This window comes from Candidatus Planktophila sp., assembly GCA_030681675.1.
Taxonomy (GTDB): Bacteria; Actinomycetota; Actinomycetes; order Nanopelagicales; family Nanopelagicaceae; genus Planktophila.
This window is the reverse complement of sequence record JAUXRP010000017.1, coordinates 24,864-47,118: the sequence shown is the minus strand read 5'-3', so window position 1 is coordinate 47,118 and position 22,255 is coordinate 24,864. Positions and strand designations below refer to the sequence as shown.

At 46.5% G+C, this 22,255-nt stretch carries 22 protein-coding genes; 5 read left to right on the top strand and 17 right to left on the bottom strand.

Annotated elements, in window-relative coordinates:
* Positions 1–22: 22 nt before the first annotated feature.
* Genes Q8K48_05245 through Q8K48_05230 form a run of 4 tightly spaced genes read right to left on the bottom strand, consistent with a single transcriptional unit; the run spans position 23 to position 3,874 of the window.
* Entirely contained in the window at positions 23–1,132 is a 1,110-nt protein-coding gene (locus Q8K48_05245) for a spermidine/putrescine ABC transporter substrate-binding protein (GenBank protein ID MDP1851803.1), read from the bottom strand.
* Positions 1,113–1,928, bottom strand: a complete 816-nt coding sequence (locus Q8K48_05240) for an ABC transporter permease (GenBank protein MDP1851802.1) — start codon at positions 1,926–1,928, stop codon at positions 1,113–1,115. The genes Q8K48_05245 and Q8K48_05240 overlap by 20 nt, the downstream gene beginning before the upstream one ends.
* The gene (locus Q8K48_05235; GenBank protein ID MDP1851801.1) at positions 1,925–2,803 is read right to left on the bottom strand and encodes an ABC transporter permease; all 879 of its coding nucleotides are present in this window, start codon (positions 2,801–2,803) and stop codon (positions 1,925–1,927) included. The genes Q8K48_05240 and Q8K48_05235 overlap by 4 nt, the downstream gene beginning before the upstream one ends.
* Positions 2,804–3,874, bottom strand: a complete 1,071-nt coding sequence (locus Q8K48_05230; protein MDP1851800.1) for an ABC transporter ATP-binding protein — start codon at positions 3,872–3,874, stop codon at positions 2,804–2,806.
* A 108-nt stretch (positions 3,875–3,982) separates the two neighbouring features.
* On the opposite strand from Q8K48_05230, the gene Q8K48_05225 reads away from it, so the two are divergent.
* Positions 3,983–4,954, top strand: coding sequence for an Lrp/AsnC family transcriptional regulator (locus tag Q8K48_05225; GenBank protein ID MDP1851799.1), 972 nt, complete (start codon positions 3,983–3,985; stop codon positions 4,952–4,954).
* A gap of 198 nt (positions 4,955–5,152) precedes the next feature.
* Here the strand turns inward: Q8K48_05225 and Q8K48_05220 are convergent, their stop codons facing one another.
* The 8 genes from Q8K48_05220 to frr are packed head-to-tail and all read right to left on the bottom strand — an operon-like array spanning position 5,153 to position 13,211.
* Positions 5,153–5,989 (bottom strand): ABC transporter permease, encoded by an 837-nt coding sequence (locus Q8K48_05220; protein ID MDP1851798.1) that lies wholly within the window; start codon positions 5,987–5,989, stop codon positions 5,153–5,155.
* Positions 5,986–6,840 (bottom strand): ABC transporter permease, encoded by an 855-nt coding sequence (locus tag Q8K48_05215; GenBank protein MDP1851797.1) that lies wholly within the window; start codon positions 6,838–6,840, stop codon positions 5,986–5,988. Before Q8K48_05215 ends, Q8K48_05220 begins: the two co-directional genes overlap by 4 nt.
* 12 nt (positions 6,841–6,852) lie before the next feature.
* Positions 6,853–7,998 (bottom strand): ABC transporter ATP-binding protein, encoded by a 1,146-nt coding sequence (locus Q8K48_05210; protein ID MDP1851796.1) that lies wholly within the window; start codon positions 7,996–7,998, stop codon positions 6,853–6,855.
* Positions 7,998–9,170: a spermidine/putrescine ABC transporter substrate-binding protein gene (locus tag Q8K48_05205; protein ID MDP1851795.1), complete on the bottom strand. Its 1,173-nt coding sequence runs from the start codon at positions 9,168–9,170 to the stop codon at positions 7,998–8,000. The genes Q8K48_05210 and Q8K48_05205 overlap by 1 nt, the downstream gene beginning before the upstream one ends.
* Positions 9,171–9,210: 40 nt before the next feature.
* Entirely contained in the window at positions 9,211–10,635 is a 1,425-nt protein-coding gene (locus Q8K48_05200) for a gamma-aminobutyraldehyde dehydrogenase (protein MDP1851794.1), read from the bottom strand.
* Positions 10,636–10,668: 33 nt separating this feature from the next.
* Positions 10,669–11,790: a 23S rRNA (adenine(2503)-C(2))-methyltransferase RlmN gene (rlmN, locus tag Q8K48_05195; protein ID MDP1851793.1), complete on the bottom strand. Its 1,122-nt coding sequence runs from the start codon at positions 11,788–11,790 to the stop codon at positions 10,669–10,671.
* Complete coding sequence (locus tag Q8K48_05190) at positions 11,787–12,632, bottom strand: phosphatidate cytidylyltransferase (GenBank protein MDP1851792.1); 846 nt, start codon at positions 12,630–12,632, stop codon at positions 11,787–11,789. The genes rlmN and Q8K48_05190 overlap by 4 nt, the downstream gene beginning before the upstream one ends.
* 15 nt (positions 12,633–12,647) lie before the next feature.
* A complete protein-coding gene (gene frr, locus Q8K48_05185) occupies positions 12,648–13,211 on the bottom strand; it encodes a ribosome recycling factor (protein ID MDP1851791.1) in 564 nt (187 codons plus the stop codon).
* Between the two features lie 215 nt (positions 13,212–13,426).
* On the opposite strand from frr, the gene Q8K48_05180 reads away from it, so the two are divergent.
* Genes Q8K48_05180 through Q8K48_05165 form a run of 4 tightly spaced genes read left to right on the top strand, consistent with a single transcriptional unit; the run spans position 13,427 to position 17,804 of the window.
* The gene (locus Q8K48_05180) at positions 13,427–13,996 is read left to right on the top strand and encodes a 2-oxoacid:acceptor oxidoreductase family protein (protein MDP1851790.1); all 570 of its coding nucleotides are present in this window, start codon (positions 13,427–13,429) and stop codon (positions 13,994–13,996) included.
* Positions 13,989–15,173, top strand: a complete 1,185-nt coding sequence (locus tag Q8K48_05175; protein ID MDP1851789.1) for a transketolase C-terminal domain-containing protein — start codon at positions 13,989–13,991, stop codon at positions 15,171–15,173. The genes Q8K48_05180 and Q8K48_05175 overlap by 8 nt, the downstream gene beginning before the upstream one ends.
* Before the next feature lie 4 nt (positions 15,174–15,177).
* Positions 15,178–16,185: a thiamine pyrophosphate-dependent enzyme gene (locus Q8K48_05170; GenBank protein MDP1851788.1), complete on the top strand. Its 1,008-nt coding sequence runs from the start codon at positions 15,178–15,180 to the stop codon at positions 16,183–16,185.
* Positions 16,185–17,804, top strand: coding sequence for an NAD(P)-binding protein (locus tag Q8K48_05165; GenBank protein MDP1851787.1), 1,620 nt, complete (start codon positions 16,185–16,187; stop codon positions 17,802–17,804). The genes Q8K48_05170 and Q8K48_05165 overlap by 1 nt, the downstream gene beginning before the upstream one ends.
* A gap of 23 nt (positions 17,805–17,827) precedes the next feature.
* Here the strand turns inward: Q8K48_05165 and pyrH are convergent, their stop codons facing one another.
* From pyrH to Q8K48_05140, 5 genes are all read right to left on the bottom strand, one after another.
* Complete coding sequence (gene pyrH, locus Q8K48_05160; GenBank protein MDP1851786.1) at positions 17,828–18,550, bottom strand: UMP kinase; 723 nt, start codon at positions 18,548–18,550, stop codon at positions 17,828–17,830.
* 59 nt (positions 18,551–18,609) lie between these two features.
* Positions 18,610–19,440 (bottom strand): translation elongation factor Ts, encoded by an 831-nt coding sequence (gene tsf / locus Q8K48_05155; protein MDP1851785.1) that lies wholly within the window; start codon positions 19,438–19,440, stop codon positions 18,610–18,612.
* A gap of 5 nt (positions 19,441–19,445) precedes the next feature.
* Complete coding sequence (gene rpsB, locus Q8K48_05150; GenBank protein ID MDP1851784.1) at positions 19,446–20,411, bottom strand: 30S ribosomal protein S2; 966 nt, start codon at positions 20,409–20,411, stop codon at positions 19,446–19,448.
* Positions 20,412–20,647: 236 nt separating this feature from the next.
* Positions 20,648–21,343: a polyprenol monophosphomannose synthase gene (locus tag Q8K48_05145; GenBank protein ID MDP1851783.1), complete on the bottom strand. Its 696-nt coding sequence runs from the start codon at positions 21,341–21,343 to the stop codon at positions 20,648–20,650.
* Positions 21,340–22,254 carry a tyrosine recombinase XerC gene (locus Q8K48_05140; GenBank protein MDP1851782.1) on the bottom strand — a complete coding sequence of 305 codons (915 nt, stop codon included), beginning with the start codon at positions 22,252–22,254 and terminating at the stop codon, positions 21,340–21,342. Before Q8K48_05140 ends, Q8K48_05145 begins: the two co-directional genes overlap by 4 nt.
* Position 22,255: the final 1 nt, after the last annotated feature.

Below are 22,255 nucleotides of genomic sequence, written 5' to 3'. Positions count from 1 at the left end.
TGAGGTGCCACGCACTCTCTAGTTATCCCTTAAACGCAGTCCATACTTTTGTGTATAGATCATTTACCTCTGTTGAGCATGGAGCCATTGCAACGCCCAAAGCCATCTGTGCAGCTGTTGGCGAGAATGCTGTGTCTGCTTGCATTGCAGGTAATAAGTATTTCTCAGATCCTGCAATACCGTTGTTGTAAGCAGCCCAGTTGGATGCTTGGGCGATGTTTTTTGGATCCATCATCCAATTAAGGAAGATCTTGGCGTTATCAATGTTCTTAGCGCCAACTGGTATTGCAAAGTTGTCTTGCCATAAGGGCATTCCATCTTTTGGATAGACGAAAACAACATTTGGATTGGCAAGCTTCGCCTTATAGGTAGCGCCGTTATACATCATCAAGAGAACCGACGTTCCGCCTGATAAACGTCCAATGTTTCCCGAGCTAGCAATCGTGTTTAGATTTGGCTTAATCGACTTAATTAAATCCTGGGCCTTTTGAAGTTGAGCTACATTTTTAGTACAAGGCTTGTACCCCATTGAACGTAGTGCAGCATCGATAACTTCTTTCTTGTCATCAAAGATAGTTGTCTTGCCTGGATATGATGGGATAGCAGCAAAGAACTCTTTCCAAGTGCTCGGCTCTGTTGTTACTTTGTCCTTCAGGTATCCAAATCCAGTTAGACCATGAAGATAAGGCACCGTATAGAAGCGTCCACGATCAAAGTATGGGTTTAAAAACTCGGACTTTAGATTTCCGCCATTTGGATATGAACTACGGTGAATGCGTTGTAGCAAACCTTTTTTCTTCATGATCTGAACCATGTAATCAGTTGGCACGATAATGTCGTATCCACGTGCGCCAGCCTCTAGCTTTGCAAGCATTTGAGCATTGCTGTCGTAAACGCCGAGATTTACGTTGATTCCAGTCTCAACAGTAAAGCGCTTCAGTAGAGCTGGATCAATGTAATTACTCCAATTGTAGAGATTGAGTTCGGTCCCCTTTGGCTTGCTTGGATACAGACCTGCTGCACCTGCTTGTGGAATCCCGATTCCGACAAGTAACGAGACGGCAGTTGCGACACTCGCCAGCGCTAAGCGCTTTCGATGCCCCATAGTTAACTTACTTATTCCTAGCTTCATTGCTTCTCCTCCTTGTTGTGCTCCATGTGATTCCTGCTAATAACCCCAGAGTTGGGATGATTAGCAATAGTGCGGCTATTACATTTACTTCTGGAGTTGCTCCCAGTTTCAAAAGTCCGAAAATATAGATAGGCAACGTTGTAGTTTCTGGGCCCGATACAAAGAGAGAAGTGAGAAAGTCATCCATACTGATAATGAATGAAAGTAAGCCGCTTGAAAGCAACGCCGGAATTAGCAGAGGAACAGTAATCTTCATCATTACTCGTACCGAACTTGCTCCTAAATCACGGGCTGCTTCAAATATGTTTTGGTCGAAATCGCGTAGACGAGAGCGAATAGGCAAGAATGCAAAAGGCACACACATTACCACGTGAGCAAATAAGAGTGAGAAATAATGAAGAGGAACCCCAACTAATGAAAATAGTGCAAGCGTTCCGACAGCAGTAACAATTTCTGGAAGCACGAGAGGTGCGTTAACTAATGCGCGGAGAGCGTTCTGGAATTTGCCAGTTGCAATACCCATTCCAATTGCCAATCCAGTTGCAATAAGCGCGGCGATAATGGCACATGGAATTGCAATCGAAAGAGAGACTTTTGCAGCTCGAATTAAATCTGTGTTCTCTAGAATTGTGCTGTACCACCGTGTCGAAAATCCACTCCACACTGTTGCATCTTCAGACGTATTGAAGGAGAAAACTAAGACCGTCAAGAGTGGGAGATATAGGAAAACTAAACTCGCAATGCAGATTGGTCGAATGAGCGGCAAGTTTGCCACGCTCCACTGTCTCTGCCTCATCGTGCAAACTCCAACTTACGTTTGCGCGTAGAAAGAAGAATAATTCCTGTCATAGCAAGGAGAAGTACCGCCAAGGCCGAACCGACTGGCCAGTTACGAGATTCACCAAATTGATCATTAATTAAGCTTCCAATGAGCATTGTCTTATTACCACCGAGTAAAGCTGGCTGAACATAGGCACCAAGTGCTGGGATAAAGACAATGGCAACTCCAGCGAAAATTCCAAACTTAATCATCGGGATTACGATTCGAAGCAGTACTCGCCACCCGGAAGCCCCAAGATCAAAGGCGGCCTCCAAAATACTTCTATCTAGCTTTTCTGCCGATGCATATATTGGTAGAACCATGAAGGGCAAAAAGGCGTATGTCAGCCCGATAAAGGTGGCCCAAGATGTATAAAGCAAGACTGGTGCACCTAATTGATTAAATAGTCCACCATCGGCTAAAAGAAGCATCCATGCATAGGTGCGAGCTAAAACATTAACCCAAAATGGAATCGTAACTAAAGCTATTAAGAGTCGTTGCGTTGATTTCTTCTGAAGGGCTATCCAAATTGCGGTTGGAATACCAACAATTAAACAGATTACTGTGACAGTAAAAGCTAAAATAACCGATCTCAAAATGATGGAAAGAAATGAGAAGTTGAAGGATTTAACGCCCATCAGATCGGTCTCGAAGAATACGGTTCGGTAAGCGTCGAGAGTGAATTTATGAATTACCCCTGAACCAAAATCTCCGCGCTGGAGAAATGAGAATATTGTTATAACAATGAGTGGGCAGCCAACCAACAGGATTCCAGTTACATAGGCTGGAATTGAAACGGAGCTAGGACCATAAAATCCAGGAGCACGTTCACGACGCGCGCTTATCTTCATTTAAGCCAGCTGGCCAATTTGATGTGTATCGACAAAGAGTTCATAGCTATCACCGATTTTGAGTTGCGCCAAAAGAGATACATCGGATTTAACTTTTACTTCGCACCTAGTTGACGTTAATAGCAAAACCTCAAGAGCATCACCAGCAAAGATGACCTCTTTCAGCTCGGCCTGGCCACAATTATTTGTTCCGGTTATCAATGAAAGTGCTTCCGGACGAATAATCAATTTACCGTTGCGACTCTCTTTTATGGAATCTGGCAATTCATGGATGGTCAATCCATCGCCATTAAAAGAACTCTTATTTACTTCACCATGTAGAACCGTTGATTCACCTATGAAGTTTGCAACAAACTCACTTTTCGGAGCCGTGTAAATTTCATACGGGGTACCTACTTGTTGAAGTTGACCATTGCTAAATACTGCAATTCGATCGCCAAGTGCCATTGCTTCATTCTGATCGTGGGTCACAAAGAGGAAGGTAGTTCCAGTGGCGCGGTGAATTCTTTTAAGTTCAATCTGCATTGATTTACGTAGTTTCAAATCCAACGCGGCCAAAGGTTCATCAAGGAGAAGCACTTTAGGTTTTTTAGCAAGTGCGCGCGCAAGTGCAGCACGCTGTTGCTGTCCTCCCGACATCTGGGATGGCTTACGTTCGGCGAGCGCACTCATCTCAACAAGCTCCAATACTTGAGCAACTCGAGAATTAACCTCGTTTTTTTCAATTTTTTCATTCTCCAGGCCAAATGCAATGTTTTGCGCAACGCTCATGTGAGGGAAAAGCGCGTAACTTTGAAAGACGGTATTGACAGGGCGCTTATGAGGTGGCAGTTGGTCTATTCGCTTTCCACCCAAATTAATCGAGCCGGCATCGATTTTTTCAAAACCCGCGATGCTTCGTAGCAAGGTAGTCTTTCCACAACCGGATGGCCCAAGTAGGACGACAAACTCCCCTGTTGGAATATCAAGGTTCACGCCATCTAATGCCTTAACTTCAGCGCCCCTAGGATCGCGAAAACTCTTCGAAACTCCGGCGATGGTCAGATCTGCCCACCCTACATCTTTGGCCATATGGCCCACCTTTGGCTAGATACTTCATTGTGTGAGAGGAGATTCACATATTGCGCCACAAATATCAATACTTGACACGAAGTGACGGAAATCGCCAAACTTATGGCCATGTATGAAGAATTGGACGAGATCAATCGAAGGATCATTGGTTATCTGCAGGTAGATGGGCGAGCGGCTTTTACTACTATCGCCGAGGTGCTCCAACTGCCCGATCGCACAGTCTCGCGCCGAGGTCAAGAGCTGCTCGCACGAGGCGTTATTCAGGTCACGGGTCTCATTGAAAGAGGGGCCATGGCACGCAAGGAGGCCATGATTGTTCGTGTTACGTGCGCACCCGGAGCTAACACAATTGTGGCGACTGCTCTAGCAAATCTACCTGAAACAATCTTCGTCTACTTAACTACCGGGACAAATGAATGTATCAGCGAAATATTTGGAAGTCCTTCCTTGTTATCCGATATTTTGCTCAACTTCATCCCAGGAATTCCTGGAGTCATCGCTGTAAACTCCTCGAGCTGTTTAAAATATTATCGAACTGCCGCGCAGTGGAACCCTGGTATTCTTACACATGAAGAGCGTGAAAAGATTTCGATGGAGCTTCTTCCACGTCCAATTGAAGAAATTGAGTTGCTACCCGATGATCAACTCATCCTTGAGATTCTTTCTAAGAATGGACGAGCTACCTTTGACCAAATTTCGCGGGCTTGCGGACTCACAGAAGCAACGGCTCGTAGGAAAACTACTCAACTTCTTGATTCTGGCGCGCTCTCAATTCATGCTGTTGTAAATCCAGCGGTGATTGGTTTCCCTGTTGAGTGTTGGATGTGGATTAAATGCGCGCCCCGAGACGTTTCAATAATTGCAGAAAAGTTAATACTTGATAACCATGTTAGATATTTGGCAACAATTTCTGGCGATTACCAAATTCTATTTGAAGTCGCAATGACAAGTAGAAAATTACTGAATGCCTATCTTGAAAATATAGGTAATGTCGTCGAAGGAATTACGCAACTCTATAGTTATATTTTAATTGAAGCTTTTAAACGCTCGGGCCGTAAAACATCATCTATAGATAAATAGCGTCACTTTTAGCCAAGAAGTGAGTACGCTTTAAACACGGAAGAGAAGATCCACCTGATGACGGCACTATGCAAAGTTCAAAGCTGGATGTGGCAAAGGTTCTAGTGGATCTTCATCTAGTCAGTACAAAGCTGACTGCATATAGATGAGATGTTTAAGAATAGAGGGATCGATGGTGGCCATCGTGCTATCCGGCCTTTAGCGTGCTTTTTTACGGTTTACTAACTGCCCCGCTATAACAATAGCTAAAGCCAAGAAAAACATCGACGATCCAATGACATTTGCCTGAGCAGGTATGCCACGCGCGGCCGAGACATAGACAAACTTTGGAAAAGTCGTCATTGTTCCTGAATTAAAGTTTGTGATAATAAAATCATCGAACGAGAGTGAGAATGCAAGTAAGGCAGCAGCGGCAATTCCTGGGGCTACAAGTGGAAGAGTTACACGGCGGAAAGTTTCAACTTCATTGGCATATAAATCCATTGCCGCTTGTTCAAGGCGCGGATCTAAACTGGCGATACGGGCCTTAACGGTGACTACTACAAATGAGATACAAAACATTACATGTGCAATAACAGTAGGCCAGAAGCCTGGATTAACTTTAAATACTAAGAACAGAGAGAGTAAAGATGCACCTAAAACGATTTCTGGGGTAGCCATTGGTAAGAAAATTAGAAGGTTAGAGCTTGAGCGTCCCGCGAAGTGATATCGGCCAATCGCAAAGGCAATCATCGTGCCAAGAATCGTTGAAAAAATGGTGGCTAGTAAGCCAATCTTTATTGAGTTGCCAAGCGCGTTACAAATTTGTGGAGCGCCACAAGGGTTTTGCCAGTTGTTTAAGGTAAAACCCTTCCAAATTAAATTGCTTTTGCCTGAATCATTAAATGAAAATGCGAAGGTATATGCAACTGGAATAAAGAGGTAGCTAAAACCAAAGACCATGTAAATGCGAAGAAGGTTACGCCCAAACCAACGCGCGAGGCGAGCTTTGTATGGAATTGTAGGAATACTGGGAGCTATGGTTTTAGTACTCATACCAACTCATCCGTCCCGGCTTTTCGAATATAGAGCGTTACAAGAATTAAGATTGCGGCCATCAGAGTAAATGAGAGTGCCGCGGCCGTTGGATAGTCAACAATCTTGAAATAGCGTGACTCAATAACATTTCCGATCATCTTTGTGTTCGGGCTTCCGAGAATAGCGGCATTTACATAGTCACCGGCTGCTGGAATAAATGTAAGCAAAGTGCCGGCGACAACTCCGGGCATCGAAAGCGGGACCGTAACTTTGCGGAAAGTTGTGATCGCATTGGCATAAAGATCTCCCGAGGCCTCAATAGTGCGCGGATCTATGCGCTCAAGAGAGGCATATAAAGGTAGGGTCATAAAGGGAAGAAAGTTATACGTCATACCGGCCACTACTGCTACGGCAGTGGAAGTTATCGTGGTCTGCTCGCCCATTAAGTTCAGGCTTCGAAGTGTTGGAACTAGAAAACCCTCTTCACCAAGGATTTGTTTCCAGGCAACTGTACGGAGCAAAAACGATGTAAAGAATGGCGCAACAACTAAAACCAACAAAATATTCTTAAATTTGCCTGACTTAAATGCAATTGCGTAGGCAAGTGGATAGGCGATAGCCAAAGCAAAAATAGTTGCAAGGGAGGCGTAAATAAATGAGCGGCCAAACTGCTCTTTATTTTCGAGAAAGGCATTGATGTAATTGCTAAAAGCAAATGTCTGCTCATTTTGACCTGTATCACCCCCAACAATAGGAGTTTGGGTTGATGTCTGAGCTAAGTTAGCAATTGGAAGGATGAAGAAAGTGAAGAGAAATGCAAAACCTGGAAATAACAACAGGTAAGGAACACGCACCTTTGGTAAGGTCATGCTCATTACTCTTTATTCATCTAACTGCTCTAGATCTACCTCAGTACCTGCTTCAATATCTTCATCTCCGCGAAGACCAAAAGTAAAGCTTGGTTCCCACGAGATGACAACATCTTCACCTTTATTAAATGGAGGTACCCCATCATCGTTTTGTTCAAAGACCATCAACTCTTGTCCCCATGGCATTGCAACCACATACTGCGTACTCACGCCGATATATGAAACATCTTCGATTCGCCCACCAGTGAGAAAGTTGCCACGCACATCCGAACCTGTGCGTGAAATACGGAACTTCTCTGGACGAATTCCGGCATAGAGGGAGTTATCGACGGCATGAGAGCGCGACTTGGGCATAGATATCTTTTGGCCAAAGAGATCGATAACTAAATTATCACCATCATTTCCTTCAATCTTTCCTTTAATCAGATTTGACTGTCCAAGAAAGTTTGCAACAAATGCAGTCTCTGGATCATCATATAAATCAACTGGTGAGCCCATCTGCTCAATCTTGCCTTCGTTCATAACTGCGATTGTGTCGGCCATTGTCATAGCCTCTTCTTGATCGTGAGTCACGTGCACAAAAGTCAGGCCGACTTCGCGTTGAATCCACTTGAGTTCAATCTGCATCTGACGGCGCAGTTTTAAATCAAGTGCACCAAGTGGCTCATCCAATAGTAAGAGCGCTGGTCGATTAACAATTGCACGGGCAAGTGCAATGCGCTGTTGCTGTCCACCGGATAACTGTGTTGGCTTGCGCTCGGCAAGATGCGGAAGCTCAACTAGGTTGAGCACTTTATCGACCTGCTCGTTAACATCTTTAACTCCACGGCGGCGTAAACCAAAAGCGATATTTTCAAAGATAGTTAAATGTGGAAATAGTGCATAATTTTGAAAAACGGTATTGATAGGACGTTGATAGGGGCGAGTCGTAGTTATGTCAGTATCACCTAAGTAAATACTTCCAACCGTTGGCTCTTCAAGTCCGGCAACCATGCGCAGCGTCGTTGTTTTGCCACAGCCCGAAGGTCCAAGAAGTGCGAAAAAAGAGCCTTTAGGAATCGTTAACGTTAAATCATCAACGGCTTTGAAATCACCGTAAGACTTAGTGATTCGTGTTAACTGTAAATCCCCACGTGCGGCAATTGGATCAATTGCCACTAATTGCCTTGAGCCTGCTGAAAGGCCTCGGCCCAAGTTGTCTCTTCTGCTGGAGTCAATGAGCGGAATACATGGAGGCGAGAAGAAGTATTTTCGCTAGGGAAAATGAACTCACTCGTTGCAAGCTCTGGAGCGATTTTCTCCATCTCAGCCTGAGCTCCCTGAACTGGACATACGTAATTAACATAAGCGGCAACTTCGGCGGCCACTACAGGATCGTAGTAATAATTAATTAATTTTTCGCCATTTGCTTTACCTGTTGGTGAGGCCGTGGATGGAATCATCAAGTTATCACCTGAGATTGTGCCGCCCGACTCTGGAATTGCAAAGTCGAACTTACCCTCATTCTCATTTGCGAGAATGAACATATCCCCTGACCAGCCGATAACTGCGGTTGCATCACCTGAAGTTAAATCTTCAGCATATTCATTGCCTTTAACTCCACGAATCCAACCATCGGAAATCTTTCCGGCCATGAAATCAACTGCGTTCATAAATTGATCTTCAGTGACCGTTGTAATATCTACGCCTTGAGCAAGAAGAATTACTCCAATCGTGTCACGCATTTCAGTGAGTACAACGATCTTGCCTTTGTTCTGTGGTGCAAAGAGTTCATCGAGAGTACGTATGCCCTTTGGATTCTTTTCAGTATTCCAACCAAAGCCAGCCATGATGCCCTGCCACGTTAGTGATGATTCGCGCATAGGGTCATACGATGGAGATTTAAGAGAGTCCAAAATATTTCCTGCATTTGGAATATTTGCTAAATCAAATTTCTGTGTATATCCAAGGCGCATCCATCGCGCCGCCATCCAGTCAGTTGGTGTGACTACGTCATAGCCAATGTCTTCGCCGAGCTTGAGCTGTGCCTGTACTTTTCCAAAGAACTCATCGTTGTCGTTGTAATCTTCAAAGTACTGTGCATCGATTCCAGTTGACTCAGAGAATTTAACGAGAGTTGGATAGGTTTTGGTTGCCTCATCAAAATCTAAATACAAAGGCCAGTTGCCCCATCTCACTGTGTTTTCAGTAGCTGAATCACCGCCACCACCACATGCTGCTAGTAAGCCGACAGCTCCTAATCCGCCTGCGCCTGCAAGAACGCTTCTGCGCGAAATGCGAGCGCCAAGAATTGAACGTGCCTCTGGTGAGATTGATCGCTCTGTTGCCATTCTGATTTACTCCTTAGAAAGTGAGGTTCTGGCGCAAATTCTATGCCCCAAGATTGGTCATTACATGCTTAATCCGTGTGTAATCTTCAAAACCATAGGCCGATAAATCTTTACCGTAGCCTGAACGTTTAAAGCCACCATGTGGCATTTCAGCGACGACGGGGATATGTGTATTGATCCATACACAACCAAAGTCAAAGGCCTTGGCCATACGCATTGCACGGCCATGATCCTTAGTCCAGATGCTTGATGCAAGGCCATAGTCAACACCATTTGCCATAGATACCGCCTCGGCCTCATCGCTAAAACTCTGGACCGTGATAACGGGTCCGAAAATTTCATTTTGAATCATCTCGTCATCTTGGTGCAGGCCGGCGACAACGGTTGCTGGGAAGAAAAATCCTGGTCGGTCTAGGGCGCTTCCTCCACTCATGACGCTGGCATGTGTTGGTAGGCGATCAAGAAAGCCCGAAACTCGCGCTAATTGGTTGGCGTTATTTACTGGACCGAGGAAGACATCTTCATCTGGTGCACCGATGGCAACTGCCTTAGCTTGCGCGCTCAAAAGTGCTACAAAATCCTCATACACGTTCGCTTGAACAATCACGCGAGTTGCGGCGGTGCAGTCCTGGCCAGCATTGAAATATCCAGCGATCGCAATAGCTTCGGCTGCGGCCTCTAAGTCGGCATCGGCAAATACAACGACGGGAGCTTTGCCACCTAACTCTAAATGAACACGCTTAAGTTGGGCAGCTGCAGATTGGGCAACTTGAATTCCAGCTCCAACTGAACCTGTTATTGAAACCATGTCAGGACGCTTGTGTTCAACCATTGCACGTCCAGTTTCGCGCTCGCCACAAACTACATTGAAGACTCCGTCAGGTAAATACTCGGCCATCAGTGATGCCATCCATACAGTTGATGCCGGTGTCGTATCACTTGGCTTTAAGACAACGGTATTGCCAGCTGCAATTGCAGGTGCCCATTTCCACACGGCCATCATCATCGGATAGTTCCATGGCGTTACTTGGCCGATGACACCGACAGGTTCGCGGCGAATCATCGATGTCATACCCGGCATGTATTCGCCGGCAGATTTACCTTCAAGGTTTCTTGCAGCTCCAGCGAAGAATCGAATTTGATCGACCATTGGTGGAACTTCCTCCGTCGTAGTTAAGGAAATTGGCTTACCTGTATTTCGACATTCAATTGCAATTATTTCGCTCTGGCGATCTTCAATTGCATCTGCAATTTTTAATAGTGCTCGTTGCCGTTGCGATGGTGTTGAGTCGCGCCACCCAGGAAATGCATCACTTGCTGCGCGAAATGCGGTATCGATATCGGCTGCATTTGATTTCGGCGCAGTTGCATATGCCGCTCCTGTAGATGGATTTATAAGAGAGCTTGTTTCACCGGAAGTGCTGTCTACGGCGCTGCCATTAATAAAGTTCGTTAACTTTTCCATGGGATTGAGCCTACCAACTGAGGTAAAAGGTAACTAGTCGGTTCGAGTTTTTTCAGCGGCCGCTAACTGTCCACATGCACCATCGATTTCACGCCCCCGAGTATCCCGTACCGTGACGGGCACCCCGTAACTTTCCAAAATGCGAACGAACTCGGCCTCATCTTCGCGGCGAGAAGCTGTCCACTTCGAACCGGGGGTTGGATTGAGCGGAATTAAATTCACGTGAGCGTTGCGATTCTTAAGAAGTCGGCCAAGTAGATCCGCGCGCCACGACTGATCATTGATGTCACGAATCAAGGCATATTCAATGGAATATCGGCGTCCAGTGCGCTTTTCATACCTATCGGCGGCGGCTAAAACCTCTTTAATATTCCAACGCGAATTTATCGGCACTAACGTATTCCGAAGCTCATCATCTGGGGTATGCAAGGAGACGGCCAGCGTTAGTGCTAAACCCTCTTCGGTAAGTTTTTCAATTCCATTGACAAGCCCAACGGTTGACACCGTGACAGAGCGCGCACTAATTCCTAGACCATCTGGATGTGAATCGGTGATATTTCGAACTGAACGCATCACTGCGTTGTAGTTAGCCAAAGGCTCACCCATTCCCATAAAAACTATATTAGAAAGACGGGTTGGACCTCCGGGCAGCTCACCATTAAAACATGCTCGGGCGGCGGCAACTATCTGCTCGGTGATTTCACCTGCACTTAAATTCCGAGTTAATCCAGCCTGACCAGTGGCACAAAAGGGGCAGTTCATTCCACACCCGGCTTGGGATGAGATACAGACGGTCACGCGATCGGTATAACGCATTAAAACACTTTCAACTAATACTCCATCGTGTAACTTCCACAAATCCTTACGTGTCATACCTTCATCACACGATACTGATCGGACCAATTCAATAAGTTTTGGTGTTAATTGATCGGCCAAACTGTGGCGCAATTCAACTGGAATATCGCTCCACGTTTGGGGATCATCTGATAGATGAGAGAAATAATGTGTGGCAACTTGCGAAGCTCGAAAGGCCGGTAAGCCCATTGATTTTACGGTTTCGCGCCGCTCATCAGGTGAATAGTCAGCTAAATGTTTAGGTACTTTTTTTCGTTGGGCTGGCTCATCGAATACTAAATTAATCTCTGGGGGATTCATAACCAGTTCTTTACTAACTCAAGTGCTAGCCACAGGGCTGGAGCAGAAATCAAAACTGAGTCCAAACGATCGAGCATTCCACCATGACCGGGCAGAAGCGTTCCCATATCCTTCAGCGCTAAATCACGCTTCATCGCACTTTCAATGAGATCTCCGCATGTTGCGGTAAAGACAATCATCAAACCAACCACGGCCCCGATCCACCATTTCATATCCATGATGTAGTAAAAAGCTAGGGTTCCACCAAGTACAGTAAAGATTAAGGAACCGGTCAAACCCTCCCAACTCTTTTTTGGCGAGATTTTAGGCGCCATAGGATGTTTGCCGAAAAGAACTCCCATGATGTAGCCAAAAGTATCGTTGCAAGAAACTAATATCACAAAGGTCATGACACGCTCAAAACCAGTGCTCGTCCTACCCAGAAGAATTAAAAAACCGCCTAAAAATGGCAGATATAGCAGAGAGAATGTAGTTGCCGTTGCACTTGCCACAAAGCCTTCTGGGCCCTTGGTCAAGAGTTGAATCAGCAGTATTGGTATGGCTATCGCCGTAGCAACAGCAAGGCCTGCAACTCCCCCGTTCCATGTTGCGTACGAGAGCGCAATGGACGCGAAAACTAATCCTCTCAGTGATAAATAGATGCCTCGTGCGTTAAAAGCGCGAACGATTTCGCGAATTCCTAGAAGCACGGCTACGGCCACAACCACAGCAAAGATTTCGCGTTGGTAAGCCAAAGCAAACCAGATCAGTGCAATCAAAGATAAAGAGACGACTATTGACGGCAGCAGCTTTCGCCCAGCTCGTTTATTGATTGCCTCGTTTATTGAATGAATGTCAGACATCTGAACCTCAACCCCTTATATTTCTAGGAGTTCAGCCTCCTTGTGCTTAAAAAGCTCATCGACTTTAGCAACATGATCTGATGTAATTTTTTCCAACTCTTTTTCTCCGCGGGCAACATCATCTTTACCCACATCGCCATCTTTTTCCATTTTTTCAATCGCCTCTTTTGCGGCTCGGCGAATATTGCGCATTGAAATCTTTGAATCCTCTGCCTTACCTTTTACAACTTTGATGTACTCCTTCCGTCGCTCTTCCGTGAGCTGAGGAAAATTGATTCGGATAAGAACACCATCACTTGAAGGGTTAACACCTAAATCGGAGTCACGGATCGCCTTTTCAATGTTTGCCATTGCACTCTTATCAAATGGCGCAATTGTGGCAAGGCGCGCCTCTGGAACTTGAATCGATGCTAACTGAGAGAGTGCGGTATAGGTGCCGTAGTAATCGACCATAATTTTGTTAAAGAGCGATGGATGCGCACGACCTGTGCGGATAGAAGCAAAATCATCTTTGGCAACCTCTACCGCCTTGCTCATCTTGGTATCGGCATCCTTGAGGACGCTTGCTACATCTGACATCGGTTCTCCTTCTTAACGTGGTTCTAATTCTCTGGTTGCGGAGAGAAACCGCTGATGGCGATTGTATATTACGAAAAGTGATTTAAATTACGTATGAAAAACTAAGCGTAAATCAAGGGTTTTTACTCAAATTGGCGCTGGCACTCACTAGATGCATTCAATCGGCCAAGCTTGAGGAGTAGTTTTTACATAGTAAATGCGACGGAGAGGTCCATATGTTTCAAGTACGTTTCCATGGCCGTGGTGGCCAAGGGGTGGTGACTGCAGCCGAACTCTTAGCACAATCGGCTTTTGATGAAAAACGATTCGCACAAGCTTTTCCAAGTTTTGGATCTGAACGCACTGGTGCACCTGTAGTTGCTTTTTGCCGTATCGCCGATGCTGAAATTCGTGTTCGAGAACCGATAATGTTTCCAGATGCACTCATCATTCAAGATTCCACACTTTTAAAACAAGTCGATGTCTTTGCCGGTTTAAAGAGTGACGGCTATGCCCTTATTAATTCCACTCGTACTTTTGAGCAGTTAGGCATTTCAGAATTGGCCGATACCCACACTCGATTAATTACTGTGCCAGCTACTGCAATGGCGATGGAGCATTTAGGTCGACCAGTGCCAAATGCTGTTTTACTTGGAGCCTTTGCTGCGCTTACTAAAGTGATTTCACTGGACTCCGTAACGCATGCGATCAGCGAAAAATTTAAACCGAAAATCGCCGCCTCTAACTGTGCCGCAGCAACGGCCGCTTACGAATATGTGTTAGCGATGGTGCCTGCAGATGCTTAGACAAGTAGAGGGCTCTAAGGCCGTTGCCGACACGGTAGCAGCCTGTCGTCCGCAGGTAATTTGCGCTTATCCAATCTCGCCCCAAACCCATATTGTTGAAGGTTTAAGTCAGCTGGTTAAAAATGGTTCTTTAGTGGGTTGCGAGTTTATTAACGTAGAATCCGAATTTGCCGCGATGTCGGTGGCGATCGGAGCCAGCGCAACAGGTGCGCGCACATACACGGCCACGGCCAGTCAAGGCCTTCTCTATATGGTTGAGGCGGTTTACAACGCTTCAGGGTTAGGTCTTCCAATCGTTATGACCGTTGCAAATCGAGCGATAGGTGCTCCGATAAATATTTGGAATGATCACAGTGATTCAATGTCCCAACGTGATAGTGGCTGGATACAGATTTATGCCGAAACAAATCAGGAGGCGGCAGATCTACATGTCCAGGCCTTTAAAATCGCCGAAGATCTCTCACTTCCAGTTATGGTCTGCATGGATGGCTTTATTCTGACCCACGCCTACGAGCGGGTAGATGTTCCGGAGCGGCCCCAAGTTGATAAGTTCTTACCACCATTTGTGCCACGCCAAATTTTAGATCCTAGTAATCCAGTATCTATCGGTGCGATGGTCGGGCCAGAGGCATTTACAGAAGTGAAGTACATGGCGCACATGAAGAACCAACTGGCCTTAGAAGTAATCCCCAAAGTTGCGAGGGATTTTCAAGAGATTTTCGGTCGCAGCTCAGGTGGCTTAGTACGTGGCTACAAACTCGATGGCGCTGACACGGTCGTTATAGCGTTGGGATCAGTCCTCGGAACAATAAAAGATGTTGTCGACGAAATGGTTGCCGCCGATATTGCTATTGGAGTTCTTGGAATAATCGCATTCAGGCCATTTCCGACCGATGTTGTACGTGCCGCTTTATCACACGCTAAGCGCGTTATTGTTCTAGAGAAAGCATTCCAAGTTGGTATCGGTGGAATCGTGATTGAAAATGTTCGCGCAAGCTTACGCGGAAGTTCGACTAAGGATTACACCGTCATTGCCGGCCTTGGCGGGCGCCCAATAACTAAAGATTCGCTGCGACAATATTTAGATCGCGCATGTGTTGATGGAGTCGAAGATTTAACTTTTCTAGATCTCGATCAAGAGTTAGCAGATAGCGAAATTTTGCGAGAGGTGTGGTAATCAGATGCCAACAACACCTATAAAGTTTTATCAAGTGGGCAGTTTTGCAATCGGTAACCGCTTGCTATCGGCCGAGGATCGCTCGATTCAATCCGATCCTGAACGCGCCAATGCTCTGACTTCTGGCCATCGCGCCTGCCAGGGCTGCGGTGAAGCGTTAGGGGCACGTTATGCATTAGATGCTGCGATGCGTGCAACTGATGACAAGATAATCGCAGTTAATGCAACGGGATGTTTAGAGGTTTTCTCGACACCGTATCCTGAATCATCGTGGAGAATCGCTTGGCTTCACTCTCTTTTTGGTAACGCTCCAGCAGTTGCAACTGGTGTTGCAGCAGCCCTTAAGGCCCAAGGCAAAAACGATATTCGCGTCATTGGTCAAGGTGGAGATGGCGCAACGGTAGATATCGGATTCGGCGCACTCTCTGGAATGTTTGAGCGAAATGACGATGTTTTATACATCTGTTATGACAATGAGGCTTACATGAATACCGGTGTCCAGCGCTCAGGTGCAACTCCCCCAGCAGCGCGTACGGCCACCACTCAAGCCGTTGGTGAAAACCCTGGAAATGTTTTTGGTCAAGGAAAAAACCTTCCTCGTATCGCAATGGCACATGAGATTCCATATGTCGCAACGGCTACCGTTGCAGATTTACGTGATCTAGAGGCAAAGGTCATCAAGGCGATGTCCTTTCGAGGTGCGCGTTATATTCATGTTTTAGTGCCATGTCCACTGGGGTGGGGTTCAGAATCCTGTGACACAATCAAAATCGCGCGTCTTGCAACGCAATCTGGTCTTTTCCCAGTCTTTGAGGCCGAATCCGGCGAAGTAACTTCCACGACTCCAATTCGCCACCGTGTCATGGTCGAAGAGTATTTAAAACTTCAAATTAGATATTCACACTTATTTTCACCTAACCGCCGCGATGATGTTATCGATTTGTTGCAAGAAACGGCCAATAAAAATATATCCCGCTATAACCTCCTCTCAGATGAAAGTTCGAGCATCTAATGGAAAAACCATTTGCAATAACGCTTTCAGTGAACTCATCCCTTGCTAACCACACTGGATCATGGCGTGTAGAAAAACCTGAGTATGTCCATCGCATGCCACCCTGCAACAACGCATGTCCAGCGGGTGAGAATATTCAAAACTGGTTATATATCGCAGAAGATGGCTCGTATGAAGCGGCTTGGCGGGCATTAATTCTTGAAAATCCATTTCCGGCGATTATGGGGCGCGTCTGCTATCACCCATGTCAAAGCGTCTGTAATCGAGCCGAACTTGATGAGGCCGTTGGAATTAATTCGGTCGAGCGATTCCTAGGCGATCACGCCATTGAAAAGGGTTGGAGTATTCCACCGCCGACGGTAGAGAGTGGCTTTAAAGTTCTCGTTATCGGAGCTGGTCCAGCGGGATTATCCGCGGCTTATCACTTACGTTGCATGGGTCATAGCGTCACGGTTCGAGATGCAACGCATGCGCCAGGCGGAATGATGCGCTATGGAATTCCTAAATATCGCCTTCCTCGTGAAGTACTCGATGCTGAAATCAATCGCATCAAAGATATGGGTGTTCTCTTTGAAATGAATACTCGAGTTGATGACGTGCACGAAGCGCTCAACGAGGGCTTTAGCGCAGTCTTCTTAGCAATTGGCGCCCAGTTGAGCAAGCGCGCTTACATTCCAGCAAGTGAGGCTGCGCGCATATTAGATGCGATTAAAGTCTTACATGATGTCGAAGACGGCAATCAACCATTACTCGGACGAAAAGTCGTTGTCTATGGTGGCGGCAATACTGCGATGGATGTCGCACGCACCGCTAAAAGACTTGGCGCAGAAGAAGCGATTATTGTCTATCGTCGAACCCGCGATAAAGCACCGGCAAATGATGAAGAGATTACTGAAGCGCTTGAAGAGGGTATTTTAGTTAAATGGCTCTCCACCGTTAAGCACGTCGATGAAAAAAGTATGCAGATTGAAAAAATGGCGCTAGATGCTGATGGATATCCTCAACCAACTGGTGAGTTTGAAACTCTTGAAGCCGACTCTTTAATTTTGGCGTTAGGTCAAGAGGTTGATTTTTCTCTGTTGGGCAATAGCGCCGATTTAGATACTAAAGATGGCGTGATGCCAGTTGATTCCACAATGATGACCACTCACCCAGGAATTTTTGCCGGCGGAGACATGATTCCAGCAGAGCGCACTGTAACAACTGGCGTCGGGCACGGTAAAAAGGCTGCTAGAAATATCGATGCTTGGCTGCGCAAAACAGTTTATGAAAAGATCGACAACAATGATCTAGTTACCTATGAGCAGTTAAATACGTGGTACTACACCGATGCTCCGCACATTGTGCGCGAGCGCCTAGAGGCGACCAGACGGGCTAAGGATTTCTCAGAAGTAGTAAAGGGTTTAGATGAGAGCAACGCCTTGTATGAGGCCCGCCGATGTATGTCATGTGGCAACTGCTTTGAGTGCGATAACTGTTTTGGCGTCTGTCCCGATAACGCCATTATAAAATTAGGTCCCGGTAAGGGCTTTGAGATTAATTTGGATTACTGTAAAGGCTGCGGAATTTGCGTCTCAGAGTGCCCCTCGAGCTCGATCATGATGGTGCCCGATAAATAATTTGTATCTCGCTACAGCGAAATTTAATCGACTAAAGTTCCAATTAATTCGCCTCGAACGGCACGACCGATATTTCCATTCTCCAATAAGTCAAAGACGACTATGGGCAACTTGTTTTCGCGGCACAAGGCAAATGCTGCAGCATCGGCAACGGCTAACGACTTAGTTAAGACCTCGTCATACGAGATGCTGTCGTACTTGACCGCCTTAGAATCCTTCTTTGGGTCGGCGCTATAGACGCCATCCACTCCACTTTTAGCTAAGAGCAAAGCTTCAGCACCAATTTCAAGTGCACGCTGGGCCGAGACGGTATCGGTTGTAAAATATGGCATTCCAGCACCTGCGCCAAAGATGACAACGCGACCTTTTTCTAAATGACGGATCGCGCGCAGCGGAACATATGGTTCGGCAACTTGTCCCATAGTTATTGCAGTCTGGACGCGGGTTTGAATCCCCTCTTTTTCAAGAAAATCTTGAAGCGCCAAACAGTTCATGACCGTTCCGAGCATTCCCATGTAGTCGGCGCGAGCGCGATCCATTCCGCGCTGCTGTAGTTCTGCTCCGCGGAAATAATTACCGCCGCCAACCACAATTGCAACCTGCACACCTGTTCGTGCAACGTCGGCAATCTGCTTAGCAATATCTTGTACAACATCGGGATCAACACCGATGCCTTTGGCTCCACCAAAAACCTCTCCAGAAAGTTTAAGGAGCACTCGCCGATACGTTCCTCGTGTACCGGACATAAGTGCTCCTTTTAACTAGTTATTCGATGGTTAAATCTTAGGCGTTACTCCCCTAAAGCCTATTGACCCACGCGGAAGCGGTGAAATGCCTTAACGGCCGTTCCTGCCTCATCGAGAATCTGCTTGACGGTCTTTTTAGCATCCTTAGCAAATGACTGCTCAATAAGTGAGACTTCTTTAACAAAGCCAGTAACGCGACCTTCTACAATTTTCAAAAGGGAGGCCTCAGGCTTACCCTCTTCAATTGCAGTTTCGTGGGCGATACGTCGCTCATTTTCAATCATCTCTGCAGGGACATCTTCGCGATTAACGAACTGTGGTGCAAAGGCGGCGATGTGCTGAGCGATGTCTTTTCCAACATCACCGGCATCTTTTACTAACTGCACAAGCACGCCGACCTGCGGTGGCAGATCTGGACTTGTACGGTGAAGATAGATGCCCACTGGTGAATCCTTAAGAACGGCAATGCGGCGAACTTCAATCTTTTCACCAAGCATCGCATTGGCCTCATTGATGACTGATTGGACTGTGTTTCCATTAGGCATAGTTGTTGTTAAGAATGCCTCAACTGAATCCGATTGCACAATTTGCAAATGCTTTAGCAACTCATCGGCAAGGGCGATGAATCGATCACCCTTTGCAACGAAATCGGTTTCGCAGTTAAGTTCGAGCATCACGCCGAGGTTGCCCTCAACCTTTGCAACAACTGCGCCATTTGAGGTTAGACGACCTTCGCGCTTAGTGACTCCCTTTAAGCCCTTAACTCGGATTATGTCGATCGCCTTATCGTAATCGCCATCTGCCTCATCGAGTGCCTTCTTGCAATCGAGCATTCCCGCAGCGGTAGCTTCGCGAAGTCTTTTTACATCGGCAGCTGTATATGCAGCCATAATAATTACTCTCCTTCTACTGGCGCTGGTGTTTCAACGACAGGCTCGGACACAGTAACGTCAGCTACTGGTTCGGACACTACACCTGTGCTCGATTCTTGAGCTGGTGTTTCAACCACTACATCTGTGCTCGATTCTTGAGCTGGAACTGGTGCCACATCTAGATTCTCCGTTGGCTCGGACATGGATTCGGACGAACCTGCTATCTCTTTCTCCCAGTCGGCCATTGGCTCACCAGCGGCAACTTCTGTTGGTGCACCTGACTTTGTCTCTTCTTTAACTACCGTAGAGCGTGCGGCTAAGCCAGCAACGATTGCATCGGTAATAACGCGAGTGAGTAATCCAATTGAACGGATTGCATCATCATTGCCTGGAATCTTGTAATCAACTTCATCGGGATCACAGTTTGTATCTAGGATCGCAATAACAGGAATACCAAGTTTCTTAGCCTCTTGTACTGCAAGGTGTTCTTTCTTTGTATCTACTACCCAAATCGCTGAAGGTAACTTAGTCATGTGACGAATACCGTCAAGGTTCTTGAAAAGCTTCTCGCGCTCGCGGCGAAGCATCAATAGCTCTTTCTTTGTAAGCAGAAGATCGTTTGTATTCTCTAACGCTTCTAACTCTTTTAGTCGCTGAATACGCTTGTATACCGTTGGGAAGTTAGTAAGCATTCCGCCCAACCAGCGCTCGGTGACAGTTGGCATTCCAACTCGTGCAGCTTGCTGAATGATTGGCTCATGTGCCTGCTTCTTTGTACCGACAAATAAAATGTGACCGCCCTTAGCGACCGTATCCTTTACAAACTCATATGCATTATCGATTAGTCCAAGTGACTGCTGAATATCGATAATGTAAATTCCGTTGCGCTCAGTGAAAATAAAACGCTTCATCTTTGGATTCCATCGACGAGTTTGGTGTCCGAAGTGGACTCCACTGTCGAGAAGTTCTCGCATTGTTACAACTGCCATGGCAGGGTTACTCCTTCATAGATTTAATGCGCACGCGCAAAAAACCCGCTCGGTTATGGCTTAACGTTTGTTGAGCCCGTCGCACTGAGAGTCATCGACCGAATAAACGGACCGAGATGATTCACCTGGTTTTAAGGCCAAGGCAGTGCTGAGATGTCACCGGCAAATCCCCAAAGATTGGGAGCTCGCGGCGCAGGCCAGATTCTACCTGTAGCCACGAAGCCCTTTTTACCGAACTAGCTGCGCCCAAATAAGCGTAAAAACCCCCATGCCGTGATGCGTAGCATCGCCTCGAGGGCGATCGAAAAGGACATTTTGCTGACTCCAAGTGCGCGCTCGATAAAAGTGATCGGGATTTCTCCGACAGTTGCTCCACAAGCCAAGGCGCGGCGAGTCATCTCAATTTGGAAGCAGTAACCATCACTCTTGATTGTGGCGATATCCATACGCTGTAAAAGCTCGGCGGCGTAGATGCGAAAGCCCGACGTTGTATCCCTAACGCCAAGGGATAAAAGAACATTTGCATAGGCGTTGGCTCCTTTTGAAAGATATTCACGGAACTTGCTCCAATTCTCAATCGCCCCATCGGCTACCCAGCGAGAGCCAATAAGTAGTTCGCTACTGCCGATCCACTCCATCATTGTCGTTAAATCCCGAACTTGATGTGAGCCATCGGCATCCATTTGAATAATATTTTTATAACCGCGCTTTAAGGCGAGGGCAAAACCAGTCCGGTAGGCACTACCTAAACCCATTTTCCCAGTACGTGAAAAGACTTCCACTCCATGAGCTCTGCAAATCTGCGCCGTCCCATCGGGTGAGCCATCATCGATTACCAAAACATCTACAGGTAGTTTTTTTAAAGCATCGAGTAGCGATGCGATGCTCTCACGCTCGTTATAAGTTGGTATAACTACTATTGACGCATTCATGCCCGTGGGTGCGCATTCTTAAATACTTTGTGTAAACGCTGCGTTGATACATGAGTATAAATCTGAGTTGTTGCTAGAGAGGCATGCCCCAATATCTCTTGCACCGTACGCAAATCCGCTCCACCTTCAAGCAGATGCGTGGCGGCAGAGTGACGCAGCCCGTGCGGACCCATGCGTTCAATTCCCTCAATCGCACTCAGCGATTCATATACAACACTGCGCACTGTGCGCTGATCTATGCGACCCCCGCGGGCACCAAGAAAAACCGCTGTAGCAGATAACTCAGTCGCTAAATCTTTTCGCCCTTTGGCCAACCAAACTTCTAAAGCATGAACCGCCGGTTTCCCCATGGGAATCGTTCTCTCTTTATTGCCCTTTCCTAGCACACGAATCGTGTTGCGATTAAAATCAATATCCTCCAGATCTAATTCACAGAGTTCGCCCACTCTTGCGCCAGTTGCATAAAGAAGCTCAACCATTGCAACATCTCGAAGCGATAATGGTGTCTCTTCATCACTTGCCCTAGCGGCCAAAGAATCCATCGCCAGCGCTGCGCTATTAATATCGAGTACTCCAGGTAATGTGCGAAGTCCCTTCGGAGTCGCCAGACTGGCCCCGACATCGGAGGTAAGATAGTTATTTTTGAAGGCCCACTTTGTAAATAAACGCACTGAAACCGCACGGCGCGAAATCGTGGTGCGCGCCGCGCCCTTTACACTCTGATTAGCCAGCCATGATCGAAGATGTGAGAGCTCTAGTTTTGCAATGTTAGTCAGCCCAAGTTTTTCCAAATGCTCTAGCAGTGATGAGAGATCACCAATGTATGCGCGAATTGTGTGGCCCGATAGATTTCGCTCGACTCCAAGATGCCGCTCAAAATTACTAATCAGGTTTTCAAACTCTTCATTCACA